Here is a 22,800-nt window from a genome sequence, read left to right as displayed (position 1 = left end):
TGCCGGAAATTGCCGGTTCTGCCAGTATTTGCCGGTCGTGAGGTCGAAGCCCAGGCTCCCTCCAGTCGATCCACAAACACCGTAAGCTGTTTACTCACAGGTGTTTACGGAGAATTACCCCGGAACCCCTCGTCGTGGCATGAGGAGTGCTTTTCCCTATGGCGTCGAATTCACTTCTTCCGCCTTCTCTATGTCCAGCGAACAGCCCCAAGCCGAAGCCGCCCCGTCCAAGCCCAAGTTGCCGATCCTGATCGGCATGGTGGCGGTCGGCCTCGCTGTTGGTGGCGGCACGGGTGCCGCCCTCCTCGGTCCGATGGTCGCCAAGAAGATGGGCAAGACCACGCCCATCGTCGCGGCCGCCCACGCCGACAGCGGCGCAGAAGGCGCCGAGGGCGAGCATGGAGAGGCAGCCGCTGGTGGCGAACACGGTGGCGCGGAAGGCAAGGAAGCAGGCGCAGCGGCTTCGGTGCTGCTTCTGGAGAACCTGGTCCTCAATCCGGCGGGTAGCGGTGGCAGCCGCTTCCTCCTGCTGTCCGTCGCCATCGAGGCCGGCAAGGCTACGGCGCTCGAGCAGTTCAAGGCCCGCGACGCCGAGTTGCGCGACATCATCCTGACCGCATTGGGCACCAAGACGGTGGACGAGCTCACGGACATCTCGAAGCGCGAAATCTTCAAGACAGAGTTGCAGGCCGCGGTGGATGGCCGCTTCGGCAAACAGACCGTGAAGCGCCTCTACTTCCCGCAGTTCGTCGTGCAGTAATCCGCACGACCGCCTTCTTCGCTCACGCTCGCTCCCGCTCATGACTTCGGAAACGCTCAGTCAAACCGACATCGATCGCCTGCTTGGCGGCGCCAGCCGCGGCAACGCGGCCGCATCCGCGGGGCTCGATGTGCAGGTGTACGACTTCCGTCGTCCGCACCGCGTCTCCAAGGAGCGCCTGCGTACGCTGGAAGCGATGTACGAACGTCTCGTGAAGGGATTCGAAGCGTGGCTCATCTCGCGCGTGCGCGGCCAGATCGAAGTGCGCCTGCAGAGCGTCGAGCAGTTTTCGTTCGGCGAATTCACGCTGTCGCTGCCGATGCCTTGCTCGTCGTACATCTTCGATATCGCCGGCACGGGTCAGAAGGGCGTGATCGATGTCGGCCCCGAATTCAGCACCTACATCGTCGACCGTCTGTTCGGCGGCGAAGGCACGGGCTCGGCGCTCACGCGCGCCCTCACGCCGATCGAACGCATGGCGGTACGCAACGTCGCGGACAAGATCACGGGCCTCCTCCAGGAGATCTGGCAGGATCATGTCGCGATGGATCTCAATATCACCGGCTTCGAATCGTCACCGGAAATTCTGCAGGTCGTGAATCGCGAAGACCCGGTACTGGTGGCGAACGTCGAAGTGAACACCGGGAGCGTGAGCAGCCTGTTGTTGCTGTGCCTTCCGTTCTCGGTGCTCGACAAGTTCTTCACGTCGAATGGTCAGCAACGCCTCGCGTTGCTCAACACGAACGAACAGGAACGCGAAGCGACCCGGCAGCGCAGTGAAGCCGCCCTGCGCGCTACGAAGGTGCCGCTCACCGCGCGCCTGCCCGACTTTCAGCTCTCGATGCGCGATCTCGCGCAGATCACCGAAGGGAGTGTCATCCCGACGGCTATCCCGAAGGACGCCCGCGTGCTCATCCGCGCCGGCACGCAGGAACGGTTCATCGGCCATGCCGGTCGTGTGAACGGCAATCTCGCGGTGCGCATCGTCGATGCGCTGCCCTCTGTTTCGACCCCTGACTCCCGGACCTCCGCATGAATCCCGCCGAAATCGACGCGCTCGTCGCCAGCGCCCAGGCGGCCAAGGCTGCCGGGCAACCGATCTCGTCGCTCAAGGAAGAGACGGTCGCCGCCGCGCCGCAGGCTCGGGCGCCGCAGCTCACCGACTTCGAGCAGACGATGCTCGGCACCACCGAAGTGCCGATCGGCATGCTGCTCGATCTCACCTTGCCCGTGTCGATCGAACTCGGTCGCACCAGCATGACGGTGCAGGAAATTCTGCGCCTCGGTCGTGGCTCGGTGATTCAGCTCGACCGCCTCGCGGGTGAACCGATCGACATCTACGTCGGCGACCGTCGCTTCGCGGAAGGCGAAGTGGTGGTGCTGGGCGAACACTTCGGCGTGCGCATCACGCGCGTGCTGGCCAACCCGACGGCCTCCGCCGCCGTCAACGCCGCATAAGCGGCTGGAAGCGATGATGATCGACATGATGATGACCGATACCGTTCCGCCGACCACCTGAGTTTCCGCGTCTCTCTCACTGACCGCCAACCACACCGATGCTGATCGCCGGAATGGGCATTGTTGCCGCACTTGCTTTCGTGCTGGGCCTGGGCGCGCTGTGCGTCTATGCGCTCAAGCGCTGGGGCACGGGTGCGCTCCGTCCGCGTTCACGGGTGCCGGTGGAGGTGGTGCAGCGTGTGCAGCTTGGTCCCAAGACTGGGCTCGCCGTGGTGCGCGTGGGTGAGAAGGTGATGGCACTCAGCGTCGGTGAAGGTGGTGTACGCCAGTTGTTCGAACTCGATGAGGCGGATCGCCAGCGAGTGATCGCCACGAGCACCGTGCCACAACTGCAGATTTCGAGCGCGGAAGCCACGGCGGCCTTTGCTCCGGCAACGCCGGCGAGCATGGCCAGCACATTTGGCACCATGCTGGGACGCGCGATCAAGCAGCAGCCGTTGATGGCGCCCATTGTGGCGCCGGTGGCCGAGGCGCCGGTCATCGCATCCGTGACGCCGGCGGTATCGGCACCGAAGCCGTTCTCCATGGCTGAGCCGGTGGAGGTGCCACGTTTTCTCACGGCACCGGCCACGACCAGCACGGGCGCGATCAACACGTATGGTCCGCGGGCCACGATGGCCAATGTCGCCATGGCCAGCGTCTCTGCCGACCGCGATTTCCGGAGCATGCTCGGTGTGTCGTTGAGCGGTGCCACGCGCCTGGTGGTGTTCGCTGTGGCAATGATTACCATGGCCGCGCCAGTGTTGCACGCACAGGCAGCCAGCCAGGGTGCACAGCAAGGGGCGCAACAGGGTGCTCAGCGGCCGGTTGTACAGCCGCCTGCGGCGCCGGTGGCTCCTACCGTGGCGCCGGCCGGGGCCGGAGCAGCCACACAGACCGCTCGCCCGGCCGCTGCGGCCGCGACGCCATCGCTGCAGCCGCCGGTGGCCCCCCGCACGCTGGATGCGCCGCCACTGGTGCCGGCCGATCGTCGCAACACGCGCGCTTCGTCGAGCGCGCGTGGCGGCATCACGAACGCCACGGCAAAAGCCCAGTCATCCACGGCCGCCGCACAGCCGCCGCGTGAAGGCAACGGCGCGGCCACGACCAATCGTGGCACCTCCGCGCCACGTCCGATGTCGCAGATGATCACGACACCGGTGCAGGAACCGAACAACAAGGCCGCTGCGGCCAGTCCGGCACCCATCGCCGCCGACGACGCCATCATGCGCATGATGCCGCAGATGGATGTGCAACTGGGCGGCAGTGGCGAAGACGGCGGTCTGCGCCTGAACGGCACCGTGGGCATCGTGGTCATGATGGGGCTGCTCACGCTCCTGCCCACGCTGATGCTGATGATGACGGGTTTCACCCGTATCCTCATCGTGCTGCAGTTCCTCAAGCAGGCCATGGGTACCCAGAGCGCACCGCCGGGAGCCTTGCTGGCCGGCATGGCTCTGTTGCTCACGGGCTTTGTCATGGGCCCGACATTGAGTGAAGTGAATCGCACCGCGATCACGCCCTGGCTCGATGGCCAGATCACTCAGGTGGAAATGATGAAGACGGGTGTGCAGCCGTTGCGCACGTTCATGCTGAAGCAGACGCGCCAGTCGGATGTGGAAACGTTTGTGAAGTTGAGCCGCATGCCGCAGCCGAACACCGTGGATGATGTGCCACTGCACGTGCTCATGTCGGCGTTTGTCGCGAGCGAACTGCGGACGGCGTTTCAGATCGGTTTTGCGATCTATCTGCCGTTCATCATCATCGATGCGGTGGTGGCGTCGGTGCTCATGAGCATGGGTATGTTCATGTTGCCACCGGCCATGATTTCCTTGCCATTCAAATTGCTGCTGTTTGTGCTGGTGGATGGATGGAGTCTCACCATTACCAGTTTGGTGCAGAGCTTCAAGTAAGAGCGGTGATACGGGGAATTCTTGAGTAGGTGGTAATAGGGGGCTTGGTACTAGGTGGTAGGTGATAGGTGGTAGGGAGCGGCCAGCATTGGTGCCGACGAGGCAGCGAGCTCCTTACTACCTACAGCACACCGCCTACCACCCGGATCCCTACAACCATCTGCCGAATGCGCGTCGCGACAAACACCGTAGGCAGTGTCTGCCTACCGATCCCGCGTCCAGATCGCAATCAATCCGCACCAATTGTCCGTGCGCATCCCCTCGAGCTCCGGCGGCATGCGCGCCGGTCCGTAGTACACCTCGATGCCATGTACATCCTTCGGCACGATCTGGTCGATGTTGGTGAGCGCCGGCAGGATGATCCCGTCGACCGACACCCGCATCACACACTGCACCAGACCGAACGGCGCCGCCCCTCGCAGCGGCCGCGATGGTTTCATGCCCCGCGTCGAAATGGCCACCGTCACGCCTGACGAGTCACCAATGCGCAGCCCTGACATGCCACGCAGCATGCGTGAGATGTGGACCGGTCCAAGCCGATCGATCTGCTCCTGCGTGACCACGGCACTGGGCAATCCGGCCAACCGTCGTCGCTCGAAATCGTAGAGACGCGGCGAGTAGTCGCGGCCGCCCATGACCCGCACACCCACAAGGGTCATCGCCTCGTCTTCGACTCGCATGGTGTAGGCGTTTTGCCCGGCACCCACGCGCAGACTTCCACTGACCGGCTTGAGGCCGAGTCGCCGAACACCCGCGACCCAGAAACCCGGCGCGAGATCGGCAAAGACGGCACGGCCGGCCGTATCGGTGCGCTGTACAAAATCCTGCTTCTTCTCACCACGTAGCGTGACTTCGGCCGACGCCACCGGCGCACCGGCTGCATTCACGATGTGAAGCACCAATGCTCCGAGCTTGGCATCGCCCGCCGGCGCCGGTGACCCGGCCGGGGATTCCTGAGCGTCCATCAGCCCGCCGACGGCATGCGCCGGCCCGGACAACATCGCGAGCACGATGACCAGCGTTCCCAGCAAAAGCCGGCCTCGCGACCAGGCACCAATGCTTCCGACCATTGCTTCTGTCCCGGGCAAAAGAGTCCCACCAGCAATACCCCAATTCTCCGCCCCGGGCCGGCGGTGTCAATCGGCGTCGATGCGCGACCAAGGTGCCAACGAGAGCAATACGCCGGGCACGACCTGAAGCGCACGCATGCCAACCGTGCAATTCCTGCCGGGTGCCATGCCGTCTTCATCGACGCTCAAGGCACTCGGCATTTTTTGCCGTGTTTGGGGTATCGACCGCAGGAACCAAGAACATCGTAACCTGTTTTCCACAAACAACTTACGATCGCATTTACACAATCCGATTCACTGGCCCCTCCCTTGCTTTCACCTACATCGCCAATCGCGTACGTCCCCGAACCCAGGCCACCGCCTTGTCACACCAGATCGTCATCGACCTGACCCGCGACGCCATCATGACCGCCCTCATGGTCTCGGCGCCGCTGCTCCTGCTGGCGCTCGGGGTCGGTCTCATCATCGCGATCATCCAGTCGGTCACTCAGATCCAGGAGCAGACGCTGGTCTTTGTGCCCAAGCTCATCTTGGTCGGCGGTGCCTTCATCGTCGGCCTGCCCTGGCTGATGCAGATCATGATCAAGTTCACCACCCAGATCATTCGCGGCATTCCCGCGATGGTCGGCTGACCACCAGCCCCCGGTGAATCCGAGCAGCCCCATGGGCGCCGATCTGATCTTCGGACTCCCCGATTTCTCCGCCCCTGGCGTCGCGACAGCCCTCGTGCTGACCGCGCTCCGTATTGGCGGCCTGCTGCTCATCGCCCCTGCCTGGTCGGCCAAGAGTGTGCCGATGAAGCTGCGCACCGCGATGCTCGTGCTCTTTGCCGTCCTGTTGCTCCCCACGGCACTGGCCACCACCGACCGCGCTACGCTCGCGATCACACCGGCCACTTTTCTGGCTGAGACCGCTATCGGATTCGCGTTCGGTTTTGCGGCCGCACTGGTAATTGCCGGCGCAGAGTTCGCTGGCGAACTGATGACCACCACGATCGGCCTCTCCGGCGCGGCCATCTTCGACCCGGTCAACAACACCCAGGGCGCCATCTTCGGCTCCTTCATGCAGCTCATGGCGCTCACGCTCCTGCTGATCACCGGCGGCCACATCGTCATGATCGAGGCCATCGCCAAGAGCTTTTCCGTGCTGCCGCTGGGCGCACCCATCGACATGCAGGCCGGCTTTCTGGCCCTGACCAAGGCTGGCGGCACCATCTTCGCCACCGGTCTGCAATTCGCCGCTCCGGTCATCGCGGCCATTCTCGTTACGAACATCGCGCTGGCCATCCTCGGCCGTGCAGCGCCGCAGCTTCAGATCATGAGCCTGGCCTTCCCGCTGCAGATCGGCATTGGCCTGCTCACCTTCGCCGGTTCCGTCGGACTCATCGTGCACGCACTCGGTGAATGGACGACGCCCTACGGCAAGACCATTGATGCATTTGTGCGGGGAGCCCGTGTGGCGACGGTCCAGACGACGAGCGTCCAGACGGCCCCACGTCTGCCGGCCATGAGCCAAGGGGCTGCCGTTGCCCCTTCCGCCGAGGGGCGTTGACCGTCCATGGCTGAAAGCGAATCCGGCGGAGAGAAGACAGAAGAAGCCTCTGGCAAACGACTGGAGGAAGCGCGCGAGAAGGGGCAGATCGCCAAAAGCCCCGAGTTTGCCACCGCCGCCTTCCTCCTCGGATTTCTCCTCGTCTTCTCGTTCACGGGCCCCCAGCTCTGGCGCTTTCTGCTGGATACCATGGGCACCTCGCTGGCCACCGCCGGCGATAGCGAACACATGGGCGCGGGACTCATCCCCTGGATGCAGGTCATCAGCTTCCGTACCATCGTCGCCATGCTCGGCGCCGTCGCGGCCATGGCGGTCGTGGCCGTGGCGGTGCAGGCCGCGCAGACCGGTGGTCTGCTCACCACCAAGACCCTCGCGCCCAAGTTCGAGCGTCTCAATCCGATGAGCAACGCCGGGCGCATCCTCGGCAAGCAGTCCATTGTCGAGCTCGCCAAAGCGCTGCTCAAGATGATGATCGTCGGATACGCCGTGTACATGACGGTGTCCGATGCCTGGCCCGATCTGCAGGCGCTGGCACTCAATGCCTCACCGATGGCACTGCTCGAGGTCGTGCAGAAGTACGGCTTCGCCCTGATCAAGAATGCCGGCATGATGTTCCTGGTCCTCGCGATGGCCGACTACGGCTACCAGCGCTGGAAGACCATGGAAGACCTCAAGATGACCAAGCAAGAGGTCAAGGAAGAGCACAAGTCGCAGGAAGGCAATCCGGAAGTGAAGGGACGCCGCCGGGCGATCGCCCGCGAGCGCATCCGCCGGCAGATGTTTGCCGCGGTACCCAAGGCCGACGTGATCATCGTGAACCCGGTGCACATCGCCATTGCCATCAAGTACGACCCAAATGTCGCCCCGGCCCCGTACGTCGTGGCCCTCGGCGAGCGCAAGATCGCCCAGCGCATCAAGGAGCTGGCCTTCCAGCACGGCGTGCCGGTCATCGAGAACAAGCCGCTGGCCCGGGCCCTGATCAAGGTCGCCAAGGTGGGCACGGTCATTCCGGTGGAGATGTACCTGGCGGTGGCGGAAGTGCTCGCCTTTGTCATGCGCCAGCGCGAACGGTACGGCGCCAAATGGCGTGGCACGGTCGCTGCATAGTGAGTGATATATGACCAGCGCTGCGCTCCCGATTCCGGCAAATTCTGCCGGGGCAAAGAAGGCGGAAATCGCCATTGCCCTGGTGGTGGTGCTGTTCATCGCCCTTATCGTGGTACCCCTGCCGCCGGTGCTGCTCGATCTCTGCCTCGCGGCGAGCATCGGACTGTCGCTGGTGGTACTGCTGGTCTCGTTGCAGACCACCAACCCGCTCGATTTCAGCAGTTTTCCGGCGCTGCTGCTCCTGCTGACGCTCTTCCGCATGGGGCTCAGCGTGTCGTCGACACGTCTGATTCTCTCCGAGGCGCACGCCGGCAAGGTCATTGAAGCCTTCGGTCAGTTCGTCATCGGCGGCAACTATGCGGTCGGTATTGTCATCTTCCTGATCCTGACCGGCATCAATTTCATCGTCATCACCAAGGGTGCCGGGCGCATCGCGGAAGTGGCCGCGCGCTTCACCCTCGATGCGATGCCCGGCAAGCAGATGGCGATCGACGCCGATCTGTCGGCCGGCCTGATCGACGAAAAGGAAGCTCGCACGCGCCGCGACGAAATCGCGCGCACCGCCGACTTCTACGGCGCCATGGACGGCGCCTCCAAGTACGTGAAGGGCGACGCGATCCTCGGCATTCTCGTCGTCATCGTCAACATTGTGGGCGGCATCTTCATCGGTGTCATCCAGCGTGGCATGGAGATCGGCAAGGCCGCGAGCACCTACACCATCCTCACGGTGGGTGACGGCCTCGTCACGCAGGTGCCGGCACTGATCATCAGCACCGCGGCCGGCCTCATGGTCACGGCCGCCACCAACAACGACAAGATGGGCGCGGTGCTGAGCAAACAGCTCGGCAATCACCCGCGCGCGATGTGGGTCGCTGCCGGCGTGCTCGGTTCGTTCGCGCTCATCCCCGGCTTGCCGATGTTTCCGTTCCTGGCCATGGCTGCCGGTGCCGCGCTGCTGGCGCGCACCGCGACCAAGGCCGAGACGCGTCGCCTGGAACTGGCGACGATCAGCGCACCGGTGGAAATGGAAGAATTGCCGCCACCGCCCGATCCGATGCGCGATCTGCTGCAGATCGATCCCATCGAACTCGAAGTGGGTTACGCGCTCATCCCGCTCATCGACGAAGGCCAGGGCGGCGACCTGCTCGAACGCATCTCGCTGCTGCGCAAGCAGGCCGCACTCGAACTCGGCATTCTCATCCCGGCCATCCGCATTCGCGACGACATCCGGCTGCCGGCCAACGAATACGTCATCAAGCTGCGTGGCTCCGAAGTGGCGCGCGCCGAAGTGCTGCCGCGCTTTCTGATGGCGCTCAACACCGGCAGTGTGGTGGCTGAGATCGACGGGATGGAGACCGTGGATCCGTCATTTGGGATGCCCGCGCGCTGGGTGGCGTCGGCCCGCCGCACGGAAGCGGAGGCCCTTGGCTACGTGGTGGTGGAACCCACCACGGTGGTCGCCACGCATCTGCTCGAAACGCTCAAGCTCAGCGCCTCCGAACTGCTCGGTCGTCAGGAAGTGCAGGAGATGGTCGAGACGCTCAAGAAGTCGCACCCCGCACTCGTGGAAGAAATCATCCCGGGCAAGGTGTCGCTCAGTGTGTTGCACCGTGTGTTGCAGCGTCTGCTGCGCGAGCGTGTGCCCATTCGCGATCTCGTCACGATCCTCGAAGCGTTGGGCGACGGTGCGGAGTCCACGCGCGATCCCGAAGCGCTCACCGAAGTGGCGCGCCGGGCCCTCACCAACGTCATTGCGCGGTTGTTCGCCGACCAGACCGGTACGGTGCGTGGCATCACCATCGGTGGTCGTCTCGAATCGGCACTCGTCGGATTGTTCTCGCCGCGCTCGTCGCAGCCGAACGCACCGATGCTCACGCCGGAATCGTTGGCTGCCATGCTGCGCGACCTCAATCATCTCGCCACCACGTACGCCGTGGATGGCCGTCCGTTGCCGCTCATCACCCCGCCGTCGTTGCGCGTGGGCGTGCGGCGCCTCATCGAACCTGTGCTCCCGAGCCTGCCGGTGATTTCACTCGCGGAACTGCCCGCGCAAATCACGCTCAGCAGCGTGACCACCTGGGAGATGTCCAATGGCTAACCAGCCGTCGACGACCACGTATCACACGCCGATGGAGCGTTTCCGCGGCGCCGATCTGTCCCGTGTCTCCGAGCGCGCCCGTCGCCTGCTCGGCGATGACGTGATGATCATGCACACCCGCACGGTCCGTGACGAAGGCGTGCCGATGGTGGAAGTGCTCGCCGCGGCCGGTTCGACCATCGATCGGGTGCGTGCACGTCTCGAGCCCGCGCCGTTGCCGCCCAAGCTGCGCAAGGTGGATGGTCGTCCGTACTGCATCGCGCTGGTGGGTCCCACCGGCGCCGGCAAGACGACGACTGCCGCCAAGCTTGCCGTACGTCGTGGCATGTTCGGCGCCGCGCGCCCGGGGCTGCTCACCATCGACACGTATCGTGTGGGTGGCATGGAACAGTTGGCCACGTACGCCGAGCTGGCCGATGTGCCGTTCGAAGTGGTGTACGATGAGAAGGAAGTGGATGCGGCGATGAAGCGTCTCTCGCAGACGTGCGACATCGTCATCGTGGACACACCGGGCCGCAGCCCCGCGAGCGCCGAACTCACCGAACGGTGGCGTTCCCTGCTCGACACGATTGCGCCCGATGAAGTGCATCTCGTGATCCCGGCGACGTTGCGTGCGGATCTCGCCGTGGATATTGGCCGAGCCTATCGGGGCACGCGCGCACACTGCGGCACGACCCATCTGTTGTTGTCGAAGCTCGATGAAGTGCCGCGCGAAACCGGTGTGACCGATCTGGCGCTGTCGCTGGAAATGCCGACACGCTGGATTGCCGATGGCCAGGATGTCCCGGCCGATCTCAAGCCCGGCGTCGCGCGACTGCTGCGCAACCTCGGCCTGAGCGCCGATGCCGAGCCGGATTGGATGCCCGCATGAGTCTTCCGCTCATGTCGTCCGCTTCGTCGAATCGCTCGCAGGCCGACGCGCTGGCCGGCGGAGCCGCGTATGCGGCGCGTCGTACGGGAAGCGGTGATGCCATCGGCCCCACCACGCTGCTCTGCGCGAGTGGTCGTGGCGGTTCGGGCACCACACTCATCTCGGCATTGCTTGCCGTGGCGGCGGCCGGTGAAGGGCATCGGGTGCTGCTCATCGACGCGGACGATTTTGTCGGACCGCTGGCGATGACCCTCGGTGTGACACCTCGTGCCAGTTGGCAGGACTTGCGTGGCGGTCGTGTATCGCCGGCCGATGTGGCCACCCCGGTGAGCACCACGCTCACCCTGGTGGCAGGCGGTGCGGCACGTCTTGCCGGTGAAGGAGCGCCACAGTTGACCAGTGCGGAACGAAAGGCCTGCCTGCGTCGACTCAGTGCACTCTCTGAAGGGATGGATTTGGTCGTGATTGACTGCGGTGCCCGACTCGAGTCGGTGCTGGCGGCCATCACACCACACTCGGGTGAGCGGTTGGTGGCGATTGCCTCCGGCGCTGACCCTGTTGGTCTTGCTTCGACGTACGCGCTCTGCAAGGCGGTGGCCACTCGACACGGTGCCCTTCCGGTGGAGCTGCTCGTCAATCGACTGGAAGGGAGCGAAGCAGCGCGTTGCTTCGACGCCATCGACGCCGGTGCCCGCCAGTTCCTCGGTCTTTCGTTGCGTCTCGCTGGCGCAATTCCTGCTGATCCGACGCTTGATGCGGCACTTCGCAAAGGCATGACCTTTGCAGATGCAGCAGCAGGGTCGCCAGCAGCGGTCGCCGCCCACGATGTCGTGACGCGCGCGTTGACTGTCCGCCCCCTTTCTCGCTCCGGTGTTTGATCGTGCCCCTCGCTCTCTCCCAGGGATCCGTCGCCATGAACAACAAGCTCTGGCAGTCGTATCAGGCAGGCAATCCGTCTGCCCGTGACCGTCTGCTCGAAGAGCATCTTGGCCTCGTGCACCATGTCGCTCGCCAGGTGTCGCGCACGTTGGCGGTTCGCGCCGACTTCGACGAACTGGTGAGCGCCGGAACCATTGGCCTCATGACCGCGCTCGAGGGATTCGACGCCTCGCGCGGCCTGGCGTTCAGCACCTTCGCGGCGCCCCGCATTCGTGGCGCGATCCTCGACGAGCTGCGCAAGCAGGACCACGTGCCCCGTTCCATCCGTCGCAAGACCCGTGAGATCACGGCGGCGCGCGAAGCGTTCCAGCGGGCCAGTGGCCGTGCCCCGGAAGACCGGGAGCTCGCCGAACAACTGAACGTCGATCTCGAGACGCTGTGGCGCTGGCAGGCCGATGTGGAAGGTGCCCATCATATTCCGCTCGACCGCGCGCCGGGCGAACGCGAAAACACCACGCCCGTGCCAGCCGAAGTCCTGACGTCGGGTGAAGAAAGTGGTGTGGAAGACAGCCTCACGCACGAACAGGAAGTGTCACACCTCAAGGATGCGATCCTGCGACTCAAGGAACAGGAGCGCATCGTGCTGTCGCTGTACTACTTCGAAGAGCTCAAGCTGCACGAAATTGCCAAGGTGCTCGAACTGACCGAGTCGCGTGTCTCGCAGATCCGCAGCAAGGCGCTGAGCAAGCTGCGTGTGGAGCTCAAGCCGCTGCGCGATCAGGTGGCGTGACAATGGCGACGCAGACGATGGCCACCCGTTCGGCGGGCAACATGCGCGCTATTCCCGATCGTACCCCGCGTCGCTCGGTGTGGCGGAGCATCGCACAGACGCTCAAGCTGCTGGTGTTGTTGGTCGTGGTGACCGGCGTGGGCCTGGTGGCCGGCGCACTCATCATGTCACCGGCCGTGAGCAAGGAACAGCGCATCATGGGCGCGATGGGTCTGACGGCGTTCGCGCTGCTCGTGGCACTCGGCTACGGTGTGATGCGTGTGGTGGCGTGGACACGCGACGCCCTGCGCCAGCGTCGCCTGCGCAGCACGCGCGCGACGGCCATGCCATCGATGAACATGCGGGGTGCCGGCAAGTCGAAAACCCCGCACACCGTGCAGGCATTGGCAGCGGCAGGCGCCGCGCCCACCGAGATTGCACGAAAGATGGGACTGCCAGTGGACGCCGTCGCGATGCTGCTGCAGATCTCGGGACCGGCAGTTGTAGCCCGGTAACGTATCAACGCAGGGGAAGTGCCATAGAGGTCGTTGCGATGAGAGAGATCGCGACGACCTCATTTGCATTGGCGCCCCCAAAACGTGCCCATCAATCAGGAAGACGCGCGGTTCCCGCAGAGCTCAACCGCGACGCAGCTTCCACCGCGGCGTGAGCACGTCGAGGGTGTCCACCCTCACCCGCTGTATCTCGACGCCGAACAACCGGCCCACCACATCGGCATCCAGCATGCGCGCCGCCGGCCCCACATCCACATGACCGGGGCCCTGCACCAGCGCCACCTCGTGCGCTACAGCATCGGCGTGCTGTGGCTGGTGCGTGCTGAACACCACCGTCAGGCCATCCTCACGCACCAACGCCTGCATCCATTGCAGCACCATCTCCTGGTGGCGCAGGTCCAGCGCCGATGTGGGCTCATCGAGCACGAGTATCTCCGCATGCGCCGCCAACGCCCGCGCCAGTGCGACCAACTGCCGTTCACCGCCCGACAACTCATCGAAGGAACGTTCGGCGAACCCTCGCATGCCCACCCGGCCCAGCGCGGTCATCGCTGCATCGACATCCCGGCGTGATGGTGTGGCAAACAATCCGATCTGTCGCGCCCGACCCATCAGCACCACGTCCAGCACCGAGTACGCGAAGTTGAGGTGCAGCAGTTGGGGCACATACCCAACCAGGCCGCTTCGCTCCACCACGCCGTGCTCTGGTGCAAGTGCGCCGGCAATCAACTTGAGCAGTGTGGTCTTTCCGCTGCCATTGGGACCCAGCAGCGCCAGGATACGACCACGCGGCGCGCGCAACGAGCAGTGCGCAATGACCGGTGTGCCCGCGCGATAGGCAAACGACACATCGCGCAACACGATCGCGTCGGTGTTCACGGCCACGGGTGTCGATTCGTCACTCACGCACCCACCCCCTCGCCTGCGATCGCCAGAACACCACCGCAAACACGGGCGCACCCATCAGTGCCGTCAGCACACCGATCGGCAACTCCTGCTCGGCCATCGTGCGTGCGATGTCGTCCATGCCCAGCAGGTAGAGCGCACCCAGCAACGTGGACGCCGGCAGCAACGCCTGATGGTTGGGTCCCACCAGGCGTCGCGCAATATGTGGCACCACCAGCCCAACCCAGCCGACCGCGCCACTCACCGACACCTGCGCCGTCACCAGCAAGGTGACGAGACACAGCACCAGCCAGCGCAACTGGGGAGCCCGCAGCCCCAGTGCGGTCGCGGTTTCGTCGCCGAGTGAAAGCACGTTGATATGCCACCGCATGAGCAGCAAAGGGATGCCCGCGATCAGTACAGGCAGGCCAATCACCCACAACGAGGTGCGCGTGACCGTGGCAAAGCTGCCCAGCAGCCAGTACACGATGCCCGGCAACTGACGCTCCGCATCGGCCAGAAATTCGGCGAGCCCCACCAACGCGGTGAAAAACGCACTCACGATGATGCCGGCCAGCACAACGGACATGATGCTGGCATTGCCGCTGAGTCGACTCAGGCTGAACACGGCCACGAGGGCGAGCATGGCAAAGCCGAAGGTCCACGCGAGAGATCCTACAGAGCTCGCGCCCAGCAGAATGGCGACCACCCCGCCCCATGCTGCGCCGTTGGAGATGCCGACCACCTGAGGCCCCACCAACGGATTGCGAAACAATCCCTGCAGCGTAGCACCACTCAATCCGAGTGCGGCGCCCGCAAGCGACGCGACCACAACCCGTGGCAGTCGCACCGTGTTCACCACCAGCACATCGGTGCCGGTCCACGTGGGAACGCTGGGCACGAGCCCCGTCATGCCACTCCACAGAATCTGCAGCGCCGTATGTGGGGAGACCGGATACCGACCGAGACACAATGACAACAGCATCAACGCCGCGAGCAGGACACTCAACACCAGCAGGACGATTCGGACACGATAGTGCTGCTGAGTGTGCACCGTTGCCTGGACGTTCATGGGCGTGCAGTCGACTGGAAACGCGAATACCCGGCCGATTCACGATTCACGTGCATCTGCAGCACCTGATCGAGATCGGCGTCCGTGGCGCTGAACCGATATAACGAGCGATACGCCGAGCGCATCTCGTCACGCAACGCGATCCCCGGCAACTCGGGGTGCAGCAACGTGGTCAGCCAGGCCAGAAACATGGGTGACTCAGGTCCATAGCCACCCCAGCGGGTCAGGCCGAATGGCAATTTGTAAACGCGTCGCATACGGGCCGCTGGGGTGCGCGACCACAACGGGTCCTGCATGAGATCCGCCGGTGTCTTGCGCTCGAAGGGCGTGAGCAGGATCACCTCGGGATTCCACGCGAGCACCTGCTCGATGCTCACAATGCCATCGGTGGTCGCGGCGTTGATGCCGCCCGCACGGCGTATGATGAGATTGCCGTACGACACCGGCCCGTTGGGTGTGATCTGGCGCGAGTACTCGGTCAGCATCAGCACGCGTGGCCGCTGGGTGGCGGGAATTTTTGCCGCGATGGCATCGAACCGGTTGTTGCCGTTGCGCATGTACCGAATGATCGAGTCCGCACGTGCGACCTTGCCTGACGCCGCACCGCTCATGCGGATCCAGGCGTCGATGTCCGATTCGGCGTTGGTATTCTTGACACCCAGCGTGCGCAGCCCGACCTCGTCGAGCACGTCCACCAACGCATTGCCACGATCCGCCCACTGAAAAACCGCGTCCGGCCTGAGGGCCAGCAACGCTTCCACGTTGGGGGTGAAGGTGCCCCCACGGGTAATCGCGGTGGGAACCGCGGATGCGTTGGGAAACACCCGTGACACGATCCCCTCGCGCATCTGTTCCACCGCCACAGCATTGGCGCCCACGACACGCTTCTCGCTGCCATCGACGGTCAGAAAGTGCCAATACAATGGAATGGCGATCGTGACGACCCGTTCGGCGGGACTGCGGAACTCGTGGGTCTTGCCCCGTTGATCGACCACCCTGCGCGCCTGCCAAGCGGCACCGGTGCCGAGGGCCGTCATCAGCGCGCAGCAGGTGAGGGAAAGCCAGGCCGATCGTTTCACGCGGTGGGCAGCAAGGACAGAGGGTGTCTGGGAGAGCCTGTGGACCTGAACTTAACGGACCCTACCACCGCGGCTCATACATGGAATACCCATCTTCGGTCTCCCCAACCGCGAACAGTGTCCGCGCCGCAGCGGCTATCCATTCGATACTGAAGGTAATTGCAGCAGAAATTTACGCCTACAACAAGCCAATATAATGACATAATAGCACCAGCGATATCATTCAGCTCGATTTTGAATGCGACTTTCGATTACTCCGTGTTTCATTGGCTTGATCCTGCCCCTTATCTCCAGAAAATCCTGCGGGTATCGCCGCCGCAGGCGGCCCCCAGCCCCGCTCCCTCCGGCAACTCCCGCCGCCACACCCCCCATCCGGCACGAATTGCCGCATGTCCGGCCCCAAAACCCAGCGGCACGATTTTCCGCATATCAGCACAATGCGTTGCAATGCAATGACTTAAGACATTCTCCCGCCACCAAGCGACCGTGGCCCGCCCATTGCTTTCTCACCTGGTGAGTTCGTGCACCCTATCCCGATCACGACATGCCAGGTCCCGTTCAGAACAATGGGTTGTCCAGCGCCGCTTCCGCGCTCCAGATGCTGGAGCGGAAGCAGCAGGTGCTCGCCAACAACCTCGCCAACGCGTCCACCCGCGGCTTCAAGGCGGAGACGACGTTCGCACGCATGATGGGCAACCAGCTGGCCAAGGCCGACACTGCCATCGACCTCACCCCCGGCACCCTCACCGAAACCCACAACTCCCTCGACCTCGCGCTCGAAGGGGACGGGTTCTTCGTGGTGGATACGCCCGCCGGGGAGCGGTTCGTCCGCAACGGCAACTTCCGACTCGATGCCAACCGCCATCTCACCGACGAACAGGGCAACCCTGTTCTCGGCGAAAACGGCGCCATCTCCCTCCCGCAGGGAACCATCGAAGTCGACGCCACCGGCCTGATCACCGTGAACGGGAAGCCCCAGCAGCGGCTTCGCGTGGAACGCGTCGCATCCGGCACCGATCTCGAGCACGAAGGTGGCACCCGCTTCATTCCCGACGCCTCACGCCAGGTCATCCCGCCCACCGAACGCACGGTGAAGCAGGGGTTCCTTGAAGAATCGAACGTGAATCCGATGTCGGCGATGACCGAGATGCTGACCGTGCTGCATCGCTACGGCGCCGCGCAGCAGACCTTGTCCACCATCGATGCGGTACGCGGGATCGCCGTGACCGACCTCGCCAAGCCCGTCTAAGGAGTACGTATGGATCCGGCACTTCGCGCCGCCGCTACCGGCATGATGGCGCAGCAGACACGCACCGAAGTCATCGCCCACAACCTCGCCAACGTGAACACGCCCGGCTTCAAGCGGAGCCGTGCACACTTCGAAGACCTGCTCTATCAAACCGTGCAGGGTCAGCAGGTGCTGGGCGAAAACGATACGCAGATCACGCCCGCCATTCAGGTCGGACGCGGCACGCGCCTGGCCGGTGTACAGCGCCTGCATGAACAGGGCCCCATCGAAGAAACGGGGCGCAATCTCGATATCGCCATCGAAGGCGAAGGCTTCTTCCAGATTCAGCTTCCCTCGGGAGAAACCGCCTACTCGCGCGACGGCAGTCTGCAGATCTCCGATCAGGGTGTGCTCGTGACGAGCGCAGGCTACGCGCTGCAGCCGCCGGTGCGCATTCCCGATGACGCATCGGAATTCACCGTGTCCGCGACGGGCGTGGTGAGTGTACGTCGCGGCAACGATATCCAGCCCACCGAAATCGGCCGCATCGAACTCGCGCGCTTTGCGAATCCGTCCGGCTTGCTCTCGCTCGGCCAGAACCTGCTCGCACCCACCGCCGCCTCGGGCCAGCCGGTGGTCGGCTATCCGAACGACGCCGGCATGGGCCGCCTGCAGCAGAACAGCCTCGAAGGCTCGAACGTCGAGATCGTGCAGGAAATGGTCGAAATGATCGCCGCGATGCGGGCATACGAGATCAACTCCAAGGCCATCAAGACGGCCGACGAGATGGGTCAGATCGCCAACAACATCGCGCGGTAAGTCAGCACCATGCCTCTTTGGCTCTCCCGCATCCTCGTGGTCGTCGCCATGTCGCTCGGCGCGGCATGTGCACTGCGCGCGCAGACCGGCAACGTGTCGGCGTCGATCACGCAGGTGTCCTCGGCATCCTCAGCCACGCCGTCGGCGGCGCCGCAACTGCGTCGCGATCAGCGTCAGATCACGCTCGCCGTGGCGGCGCGCGCGATGGTGCGTGGTGAGACGTTGCAGGCCGAAGACATCACCCTCGTGGATACCACGATCGTGTGGCGGTGGAGCTCGATCGATCCGGACACCACGCGTCCGTCGGCGGGTTGGGTGACGCGTCGTGCCATCGCCGCTGGCGAAGTGCTGCGCGCACCGGCCGTGATGGCGCCACCGGTCGTAACCAGTGGGGCCGCTGTGACGGCCATCTGGCAGGATGGACCGCTTCGCCTCGTCCTTGCGGGCGTGGCCACCAACACAGCAGCGGTTGGCGCACCGGTCAGTGTGCGCATCGACCGCAATCGTCGACTCGATGGCATCGCCATCGCGCCGAATACTGTTCGCCTTCGCTGAGAACTTTGCCATGACCGAACTTCTGCGTTCACGGCTGCTGCAGACCATTGCCACACTCGGTGCTGCCGGTGCGATCGTGCTCGGCACCCCCAAGCAGCTTATCGCCCAGGCCCCACCGACCGGGCAGGCTGCTGGCCAGACGGCTGGTGCCGCAGCCACCGGTGCAGCACCGGCTGCCGCCAATGCCGCGCCGGGTGTCCCACCCGCGCCAACCATCGTGCCACGCACCTCGTGGACGGCGGACCGCCGAGCCTTCGCAGTGGGTGACATCATCACGGTGCTGGTGGATGACTACACGATCACCACGGCCGTGAAGGAAAACGTCTCGTCGGATACGCGCACGCGTGGCCTGTCGGTGAATGCCCGCATGCCCGAAAGCTCCAAGAGCGTCGGCATCGATTCACGCAACGCCGCCGACCAGACACAGCGTGGCCAGGCGCGCCGCGAAAATCGCTTCCAGAATGAACTCAGCGTGCGCGTGGTCGCCGTGGGGCAGAACGGCCTGCTGCAAGTGAAGGGTTCGAAGATCATCGACGTCGACAAGTCCAAGCAGGACATCGTCTTCACCGGGTGGGTGCGAGCGCAGGACATCTCGGTGGCCAATCTCGTGGAATCCAGCCGCGTCGCGGATCTGCAGATCGGCTATGCGTCGCCCGGCCCGCTCGGCAAGCCCAAGCAGGGTATCCTCACCAAGGTGCTGGGAGCACTCTGGCCGTGATCCACATCAACGCTCGTATCCTTGGCGCAGTGGCACTCGCGCTGGTGGTGGTCGCCCCGTCCGCGGTGCTGGCCCAGAACGACATCAAGATTCGCGACCTCACCGCGCAGGAAGGCGCGATGCCGGTTCGCCTCGTGGGATACGGACTCGCGGTTGGTCTCGATGGCACGGGTGATCGTGCGATCGGTGGCCAGACCGCCGGTCCCACCGTGCAGGGCGTGATCAACACGCTCCGCCGTTTCAACATCGAAGTGCCGGCGGATCTGATCCGCATGCGCAACGTGGCCGCCGTGCTGGTCACGGCTGAAGTCTCGCCGTTCCTGCGCGCGGGTGGTCGTTTCGAGATTCACGTGTCGAGCATGGGTGACGCCCGCTCGCTGCGTGGTGGCGTGCTGTACATGACGCCGCTGGTGGCGGACGCCAACGGTCCCGCACTGGCCTCGGCGCAGGGCGCGCTGCTGGTGAGTGATGGTGGTGCCGTCCAGCGCTATACGCCGACCCACGAAACCACCGCGCGCATTCCGAGCGGTGGTGTGCTCGAAGCGGACCTGCCGCGTCCGGCCATTGCCGCGGTGTCGCGTCTGCTGCTGCGTGAACCAGATCTCGGCATGGCCACCAAGATTGCGGCCGCCATCAATGGCTCGATGGGCGAAAAGACCGCACTGGTGGAAGACGAAGGCGCGGTGATCATCACACTCGCCGACTCCGGCTCCAAGCCGCTGGCCATGGCGAAGATCCGCGAACTGGCCATCGCGCCGGAATCGCGTCCCCGCCTGGTGATCGATGGTCGTGACGGTACGGTGGTCGCTGGTGGCGACATGGTGGTGGGTTCCGCCACGGTGAGCCACGGCGCCATTACCCTGGCCATCGGCAAGGTGGCCGACAACGACACCGCCGCCATTCCCGGCAGCGTGCGTCTCCCGGCCGGCATCCCGGTGCAACGGGTGGCCACCGCCCTGCACGCCGTGCAAACACCGGTGAACGAGATCGCGGCGATCTTTGCGGCGCTCCGTGAAGTTGGTGCCATCACCGCCGAGGTGATCGTCAGATGATCGACTCCGTTACGTCGCGCGCAATGGGTGTCACAAGTACCTCCGGCACCCCTCCCCGTTCCGCTGATGCTGACACCAAGCTGCGTGAGACGGCGAAGCAGCTCGAAGGCCTCTTCGTCCAACAGCTCTTCAAAGTCATGCGACAGACCGTTCCGCAGCAGGAAGGCTTCGTTTCAGGCGGTGCCGGTGAAGACATGTTCACCGGACTGATGGACGAGCACCTTGCTGCCGAAACTCCTAATCAATTGGGAAGCGGTCTTTCCGAGGCGTTGTACCGTCAGTTGCGCGGCTTTCTTCCCGCCAGCCCTGCAGACCGCTCTTCCGATGTCGCATCCATGAACACCGTTTCACCCACGAACTGATGTCGCCGACGACTCTGCTCGCATCTGATACCGCTTCTCGCGCCGTGAGCGTTTCGCCCGCGATGCTCGAAGCGCTTTACGACGCGCTGTTCAGCGAACGGCGTCTGCTCGATGATCTCATCGCGCAGATGCGTCGCCAGCGCACGGCCGTCGGGGCCGACGATATCGATAGCGTCGACGAAAGCACCTTCGCCACGCATCGCATCCTGGCCACCCTGGGCCAGGCGCGCCAGCGCCGTCGCCAGCTCAACGTGCTGCTCGGCGGCTCCGAAGAATGCACCCTGCGGGAACTCGAAGAACTGCTCGGCGATCGTGTCGATGAGCGCCTGCGTGACGCGCGTCTGCGTCTGCAGCAGGCGGCCGACGTGCTCACGCGCGAAGTGGGCATGAACCGCAAGCTCCTGCGCGAAGCGCTCAGCAACACCAATCAGCATGTACGCACGCTGTCCGGAGGCGCGGCCATGTCGGCCACGTACGCATCCGAAGGCGTTCTCCCCACGACACCCGCCGGCTCGCGCGGTGTGCTCGTGAACCGGACGGTGTAAGATGGGATCAGGCCTGTTCAGCATCGCGCGCAGCGCCCTGCTGTCGCATCAGACGGCGCTCCAGACGATTTCGCACAATGTGGCGAACGCGGAAACGCCGGGCTTTTCGCGGCAGGAGGCCGTGCTGGCGGCCAACACCCCCGTCCGCCTCTACAACGGCAACGTCGGTACGGGTGTGCACGTGGCAACGATCCAGCGCAAGCGCGATCTGTTGCTCGACGACAATTATCGCTCGGCCAATGTGCTCGCGGGCAACTCGACCATGCGCCGCGATCTCATGCAGAAGGTGGAAGACGTCTTCGGTGAGCCGAGTGAAACGGGCATGTCCAATGCCCTCGATCAGTTCTGGAATTCCTGGAGCGACCTCTCCGCGCAGCCCAACAGTCTCGCGGCGCGTGCCGTGGTACAGCAGCGCGGTCGTCAGCTCGGACAGTTGTTCAACGACTACGACACGCAGCTCACGCAGCAGCGCACGTCAAACCTCGAACTGCTCGACAACACCGTCGGTCGCATCAACGCGCTGGCGTCGCAGGTCGCGGAACTGAACACGCGCATTCTCGCCAGCGAAGGCAATGGCCATGTGGCCAATGACCTGCGCGACATGCGCGATCTGCGGCTCGACGAACTCGCGAACGTGGCCGGCACCCGGGTGGTGAACCAGCCGAATGGCACGGTGACCGTGGTCATCGGCAATTCGACGCTCGTGGAAGGGGATACCTGGAACAAGGTGTCGGCGCAGTTGGAGCCGCCGGTGCCGACGCCGGCGGTGCCGCTCACCGATGTGCCGGTGAAGATCCGCCTCGGTGATTCTCCGGACCGACTCGCACCGCTCGATGGTCAGCTATCGGCCATCGTGAAGGTGCTCAACGAAGACATCCCGGCCACGCGCGGTCGTCTCGACGCGATGGCCAGCCAGATCGTGACGGCGGTCAACACCGCGCACACCGCTGGTTACGTGTTCAGCGGCAACACGGTGCCAGGCACCGCCGCTGGCAACTTTTTCGAAGCGGGCACGGTCACCAACCCGGTGCGCGCTTCCAACATCAAGCTCGACAACGCCATCTCGGCCGACCCGGGCAAGATCGCAGCCAGCAACGACGCCAACGGACCGACCAGCAATGGCACGGCCCAGGCACTCGCCGCGCTGCGCATCGCCGATGGCACCGTGACGTGGACCGCCCCCAACGGCACCACGGAATCCGGTTCTTTCGTCGGCTTCTTTCGTGGCCTTGTCACACGCCTCGGCGTGGATACGGCTTCGGCCAATGACTCCGCCGCGGTGGCGGAGAATCTCGTCCAGCAAGCCGAAATCCGTCGGCAGTCGGTGAGTGGAGTGAACACCGATGAAGAACTGGTGAACATGCTGCGCGTGCAGCAGTCGTATCAGGCTGCCGCGAAGATGATCACCGCCGCGGACGAGATGCTCAAGACACTGATCAACCTCGTCTGACGGCG

At 64.4% G+C, this 22,800-nt stretch carries 24 protein-coding genes; 20 read left to right on the top strand and 4 right to left on the bottom strand.

Annotated features, from left to right (window positions below):
- The first annotated feature begins 190 nt into the window (after positions 1-190).
- The 4 genes from GAU_RS20200 to fliP all read left to right on the top strand — a co-directional run bounded on the left by GAU_RS20200 (position 191) and on the right by fliP (position 4,170).
- A complete protein-coding gene (locus GAU_RS20200; RefSeq protein ID WP_012681812.1) occupies positions 191-760 on the top strand; it encodes a flagellar basal body-associated FliL family protein in 570 nt (189 codons plus the stop codon).
- A 40-nt stretch (positions 761-800) separates the two neighbouring features.
- The gene (locus GAU_RS01650; RefSeq protein ID WP_012681811.1) at positions 801-1,796 is read left to right on the top strand and encodes a flagellar motor switch protein FliM; all 996 of its coding nucleotides are present in this window, start codon (positions 801-803) and stop codon (positions 1,794-1,796) included.
- Complete coding sequence (gene fliN / locus GAU_RS01645; RefSeq protein ID WP_012681810.1) at positions 1,793-2,218, top strand: flagellar motor switch protein FliN; 426 nt, start codon at positions 1,793-1,795, stop codon at positions 2,216-2,218. The genes GAU_RS01650 and fliN overlap by 4 nt, the downstream gene beginning before the upstream one ends.
- 98 nt (positions 2,219-2,316) lie before the next feature.
- Positions 2,317-4,170 (top strand): flagellar type III secretion system pore protein FliP, encoded by a 1,854-nt coding sequence (gene fliP / locus GAU_RS21705; RefSeq protein WP_083765377.1) that lies wholly within the window; start codon positions 2,317-2,319, stop codon positions 4,168-4,170.
- Positions 4,171-4,373: 203 nt separating this feature from the next.
- Here the strand turns inward: fliP and GAU_RS01635 are convergent, their stop codons facing one another.
- Positions 4,374-5,240 (bottom strand): carboxypeptidase-like regulatory domain-containing protein, encoded by an 867-nt coding sequence (locus GAU_RS01635; RefSeq protein WP_012681808.1) that lies wholly within the window; start codon positions 5,238-5,240, stop codon positions 4,374-4,376.
- Between the two features lie 362 nt (positions 5,241-5,602).
- On the opposite strand from GAU_RS01635, the gene GAU_RS01630 reads away from it, so the two are divergent.
- Genes GAU_RS01630 through GAU_RS01595 form a run of 8 tightly spaced genes read left to right on the top strand, consistent with a single transcriptional unit; the run spans position 5,603 to position 13,030 of the window.
- Positions 5,603-5,872: a flagellar biosynthetic protein FliQ gene (locus GAU_RS01630; RefSeq protein ID WP_012681807.1), complete on the top strand. Its 270-nt coding sequence runs from the start codon at positions 5,603-5,605 to the stop codon at positions 5,870-5,872.
- A gap of 31 nt (positions 5,873-5,903) precedes the next feature.
- On the top strand, positions 5,904-6,791 hold the full coding sequence (locus GAU_RS01625; RefSeq protein WP_012681806.1) for a flagellar biosynthetic protein FliR: 888 nt from the start codon (positions 5,904-5,906) through the stop codon (positions 6,789-6,791).
- 6 nt (positions 6,792-6,797) lie between these two features.
- On the top strand, positions 6,798-7,898 hold the full coding sequence (locus tag GAU_RS01620) for an EscU/YscU/HrcU family type III secretion system export apparatus switch protein (protein ID WP_012681805.1): 1,101 nt from the start codon (positions 6,798-6,800) through the stop codon (positions 7,896-7,898).
- A 10-nt stretch (positions 7,899-7,908) separates the two neighbouring features.
- Positions 7,909-9,996, top strand: coding sequence for a flagellar biosynthesis protein FlhA (gene flhA, locus GAU_RS01615; RefSeq protein WP_012681804.1), 2,088 nt, complete (start codon positions 7,909-7,911; stop codon positions 9,994-9,996).
- A complete protein-coding gene (locus GAU_RS20195; RefSeq protein WP_012681803.1) occupies positions 9,989-10,867 on the top strand; it encodes a putative flagellar biosynthesis protein FlhF in 879 nt (292 codons plus the stop codon). Before flhA ends, GAU_RS20195 begins: the two co-directional genes overlap by 8 nt.
- Positions 10,864-11,745, top strand: coding sequence for a cellulose synthase operon protein YhjQ/BcsQ (locus GAU_RS01605; protein ID WP_083765376.1), 882 nt, complete (start codon positions 10,864-10,866; stop codon positions 11,743-11,745). Before GAU_RS20195 ends, GAU_RS01605 begins: the two co-directional genes overlap by 4 nt.
- 35 nt (positions 11,746-11,780) lie before the next feature.
- Complete coding sequence (locus GAU_RS01600; protein WP_012681801.1) at positions 11,781-12,536, top strand: sigma-70 family RNA polymerase sigma factor; 756 nt, start codon at positions 11,781-11,783, stop codon at positions 12,534-12,536.
- Between the two features lie 2 nt (positions 12,537-12,538).
- A complete protein-coding gene (locus GAU_RS01595) occupies positions 12,539-13,030 on the top strand; it encodes a hypothetical protein (RefSeq protein ID WP_012681800.1) in 492 nt (163 codons plus the stop codon).
- A 123-nt stretch (positions 13,031-13,153) separates the two neighbouring features.
- Here GAU_RS01595 and GAU_RS01590 read toward each other — a convergent pair whose 3' ends face one another.
- From GAU_RS01590 to GAU_RS01580, 3 genes are read right to left on the bottom strand one after another with little or no spacing between them, the layout of a single operon-like run.
- The gene (locus GAU_RS01590; protein ID WP_012681799.1) at positions 13,154-13,936 is read right to left on the bottom strand and encodes an ABC transporter ATP-binding protein; all 783 of its coding nucleotides are present in this window, start codon (positions 13,934-13,936) and stop codon (positions 13,154-13,156) included.
- Positions 13,929-14,987 (bottom strand): FecCD family ABC transporter permease, encoded by a 1,059-nt coding sequence (locus tag GAU_RS01585; protein WP_012681798.1) that lies wholly within the window; start codon positions 14,985-14,987, stop codon positions 13,929-13,931. Before GAU_RS01585 ends, GAU_RS01590 begins: the two co-directional genes overlap by 8 nt.
- Complete coding sequence (locus tag GAU_RS01580) at positions 14,984-16,066, bottom strand: ABC transporter substrate-binding protein (RefSeq protein WP_012681797.1); 1,083 nt, start codon at positions 16,064-16,066, stop codon at positions 14,984-14,986. Before GAU_RS01580 ends, GAU_RS01585 begins: the two co-directional genes overlap by 4 nt.
- A gap of 544 nt (positions 16,067-16,610) precedes the next feature.
- Between GAU_RS01580 and GAU_RS01575 the strand changes: the two genes are divergently transcribed.
- From GAU_RS01575 to flgK, 8 genes are read left to right on the top strand one after another with little or no spacing between them, the layout of a single operon-like run.
- Positions 16,611-17,315 (top strand): flagellar hook-basal body protein, encoded by a 705-nt coding sequence (locus tag GAU_RS01575; RefSeq protein WP_012681796.1) that lies wholly within the window; start codon positions 16,611-16,613, stop codon positions 17,313-17,315.
- Positions 17,316-17,324: 9 nt separating this feature from the next.
- Positions 17,325-18,113 carry a flagellar basal-body rod protein FlgG gene (gene flgG, locus GAU_RS01570; RefSeq protein ID WP_012681795.1) on the top strand — a complete coding sequence of 263 codons (789 nt, stop codon included), beginning with the start codon at positions 17,325-17,327 and terminating at the stop codon, positions 18,111-18,113.
- A 9-nt stretch (positions 18,114-18,122) separates the two neighbouring features.
- Entirely contained in the window at positions 18,123-18,668 is a 546-nt protein-coding gene (gene flgA / locus GAU_RS01565; RefSeq protein WP_012681794.1) for a flagellar basal body P-ring formation chaperone FlgA, read from the top strand.
- Between the two features lie 10 nt (positions 18,669-18,678).
- On the top strand, positions 18,679-19,386 hold the full coding sequence (locus tag GAU_RS01560) for a flagellar basal body L-ring protein FlgH (protein WP_012681793.1): 708 nt from the start codon (positions 18,679-18,681) through the stop codon (positions 19,384-19,386).
- Positions 19,383-20,438: a flagellar basal body P-ring protein FlgI gene (locus GAU_RS01555; protein ID WP_012681792.1), complete on the top strand. Its 1,056-nt coding sequence runs from the start codon at positions 19,383-19,385 to the stop codon at positions 20,436-20,438. The genes GAU_RS01560 and GAU_RS01555 overlap by 4 nt, the downstream gene beginning before the upstream one ends.
- Positions 20,435-20,800: a rod-binding protein gene (locus tag GAU_RS01550; RefSeq protein ID WP_012681791.1), complete on the top strand. Its 366-nt coding sequence runs from the start codon at positions 20,435-20,437 to the stop codon at positions 20,798-20,800. Before GAU_RS01555 ends, GAU_RS01550 begins: the two co-directional genes overlap by 4 nt.
- A 44-nt stretch (positions 20,801-20,844) precedes the next feature.
- On the top strand, positions 20,845-21,345 hold the full coding sequence (gene flgN / locus GAU_RS01545) for a flagellar export chaperone FlgN (RefSeq protein ID WP_169307559.1): 501 nt from the start codon (positions 20,845-20,847) through the stop codon (positions 21,343-21,345).
- A 1-nt stretch (position 21,346) separates the two neighbouring features.
- Complete coding sequence (flgK, locus tag GAU_RS01540) at positions 21,347-22,795, top strand: flagellar hook-associated protein FlgK (RefSeq protein ID WP_012681789.1); 1,449 nt, start codon at positions 21,347-21,349, stop codon at positions 22,793-22,795.
- Positions 22,796-22,800: the final 5 nt, after the last annotated feature.

This window comes from Gemmatimonas aurantiaca T-27, from assembly GCF_000010305.1.
Taxonomy (GTDB): domain Bacteria; phylum Gemmatimonadota; class Gemmatimonadetes; order Gemmatimonadales; family Gemmatimonadaceae; genus Gemmatimonas; species Gemmatimonas aurantiaca.
Note: the sequence above shows the minus strand (reverse complement) of the source record. Positions and strands in the feature narration are given on the sequence as shown.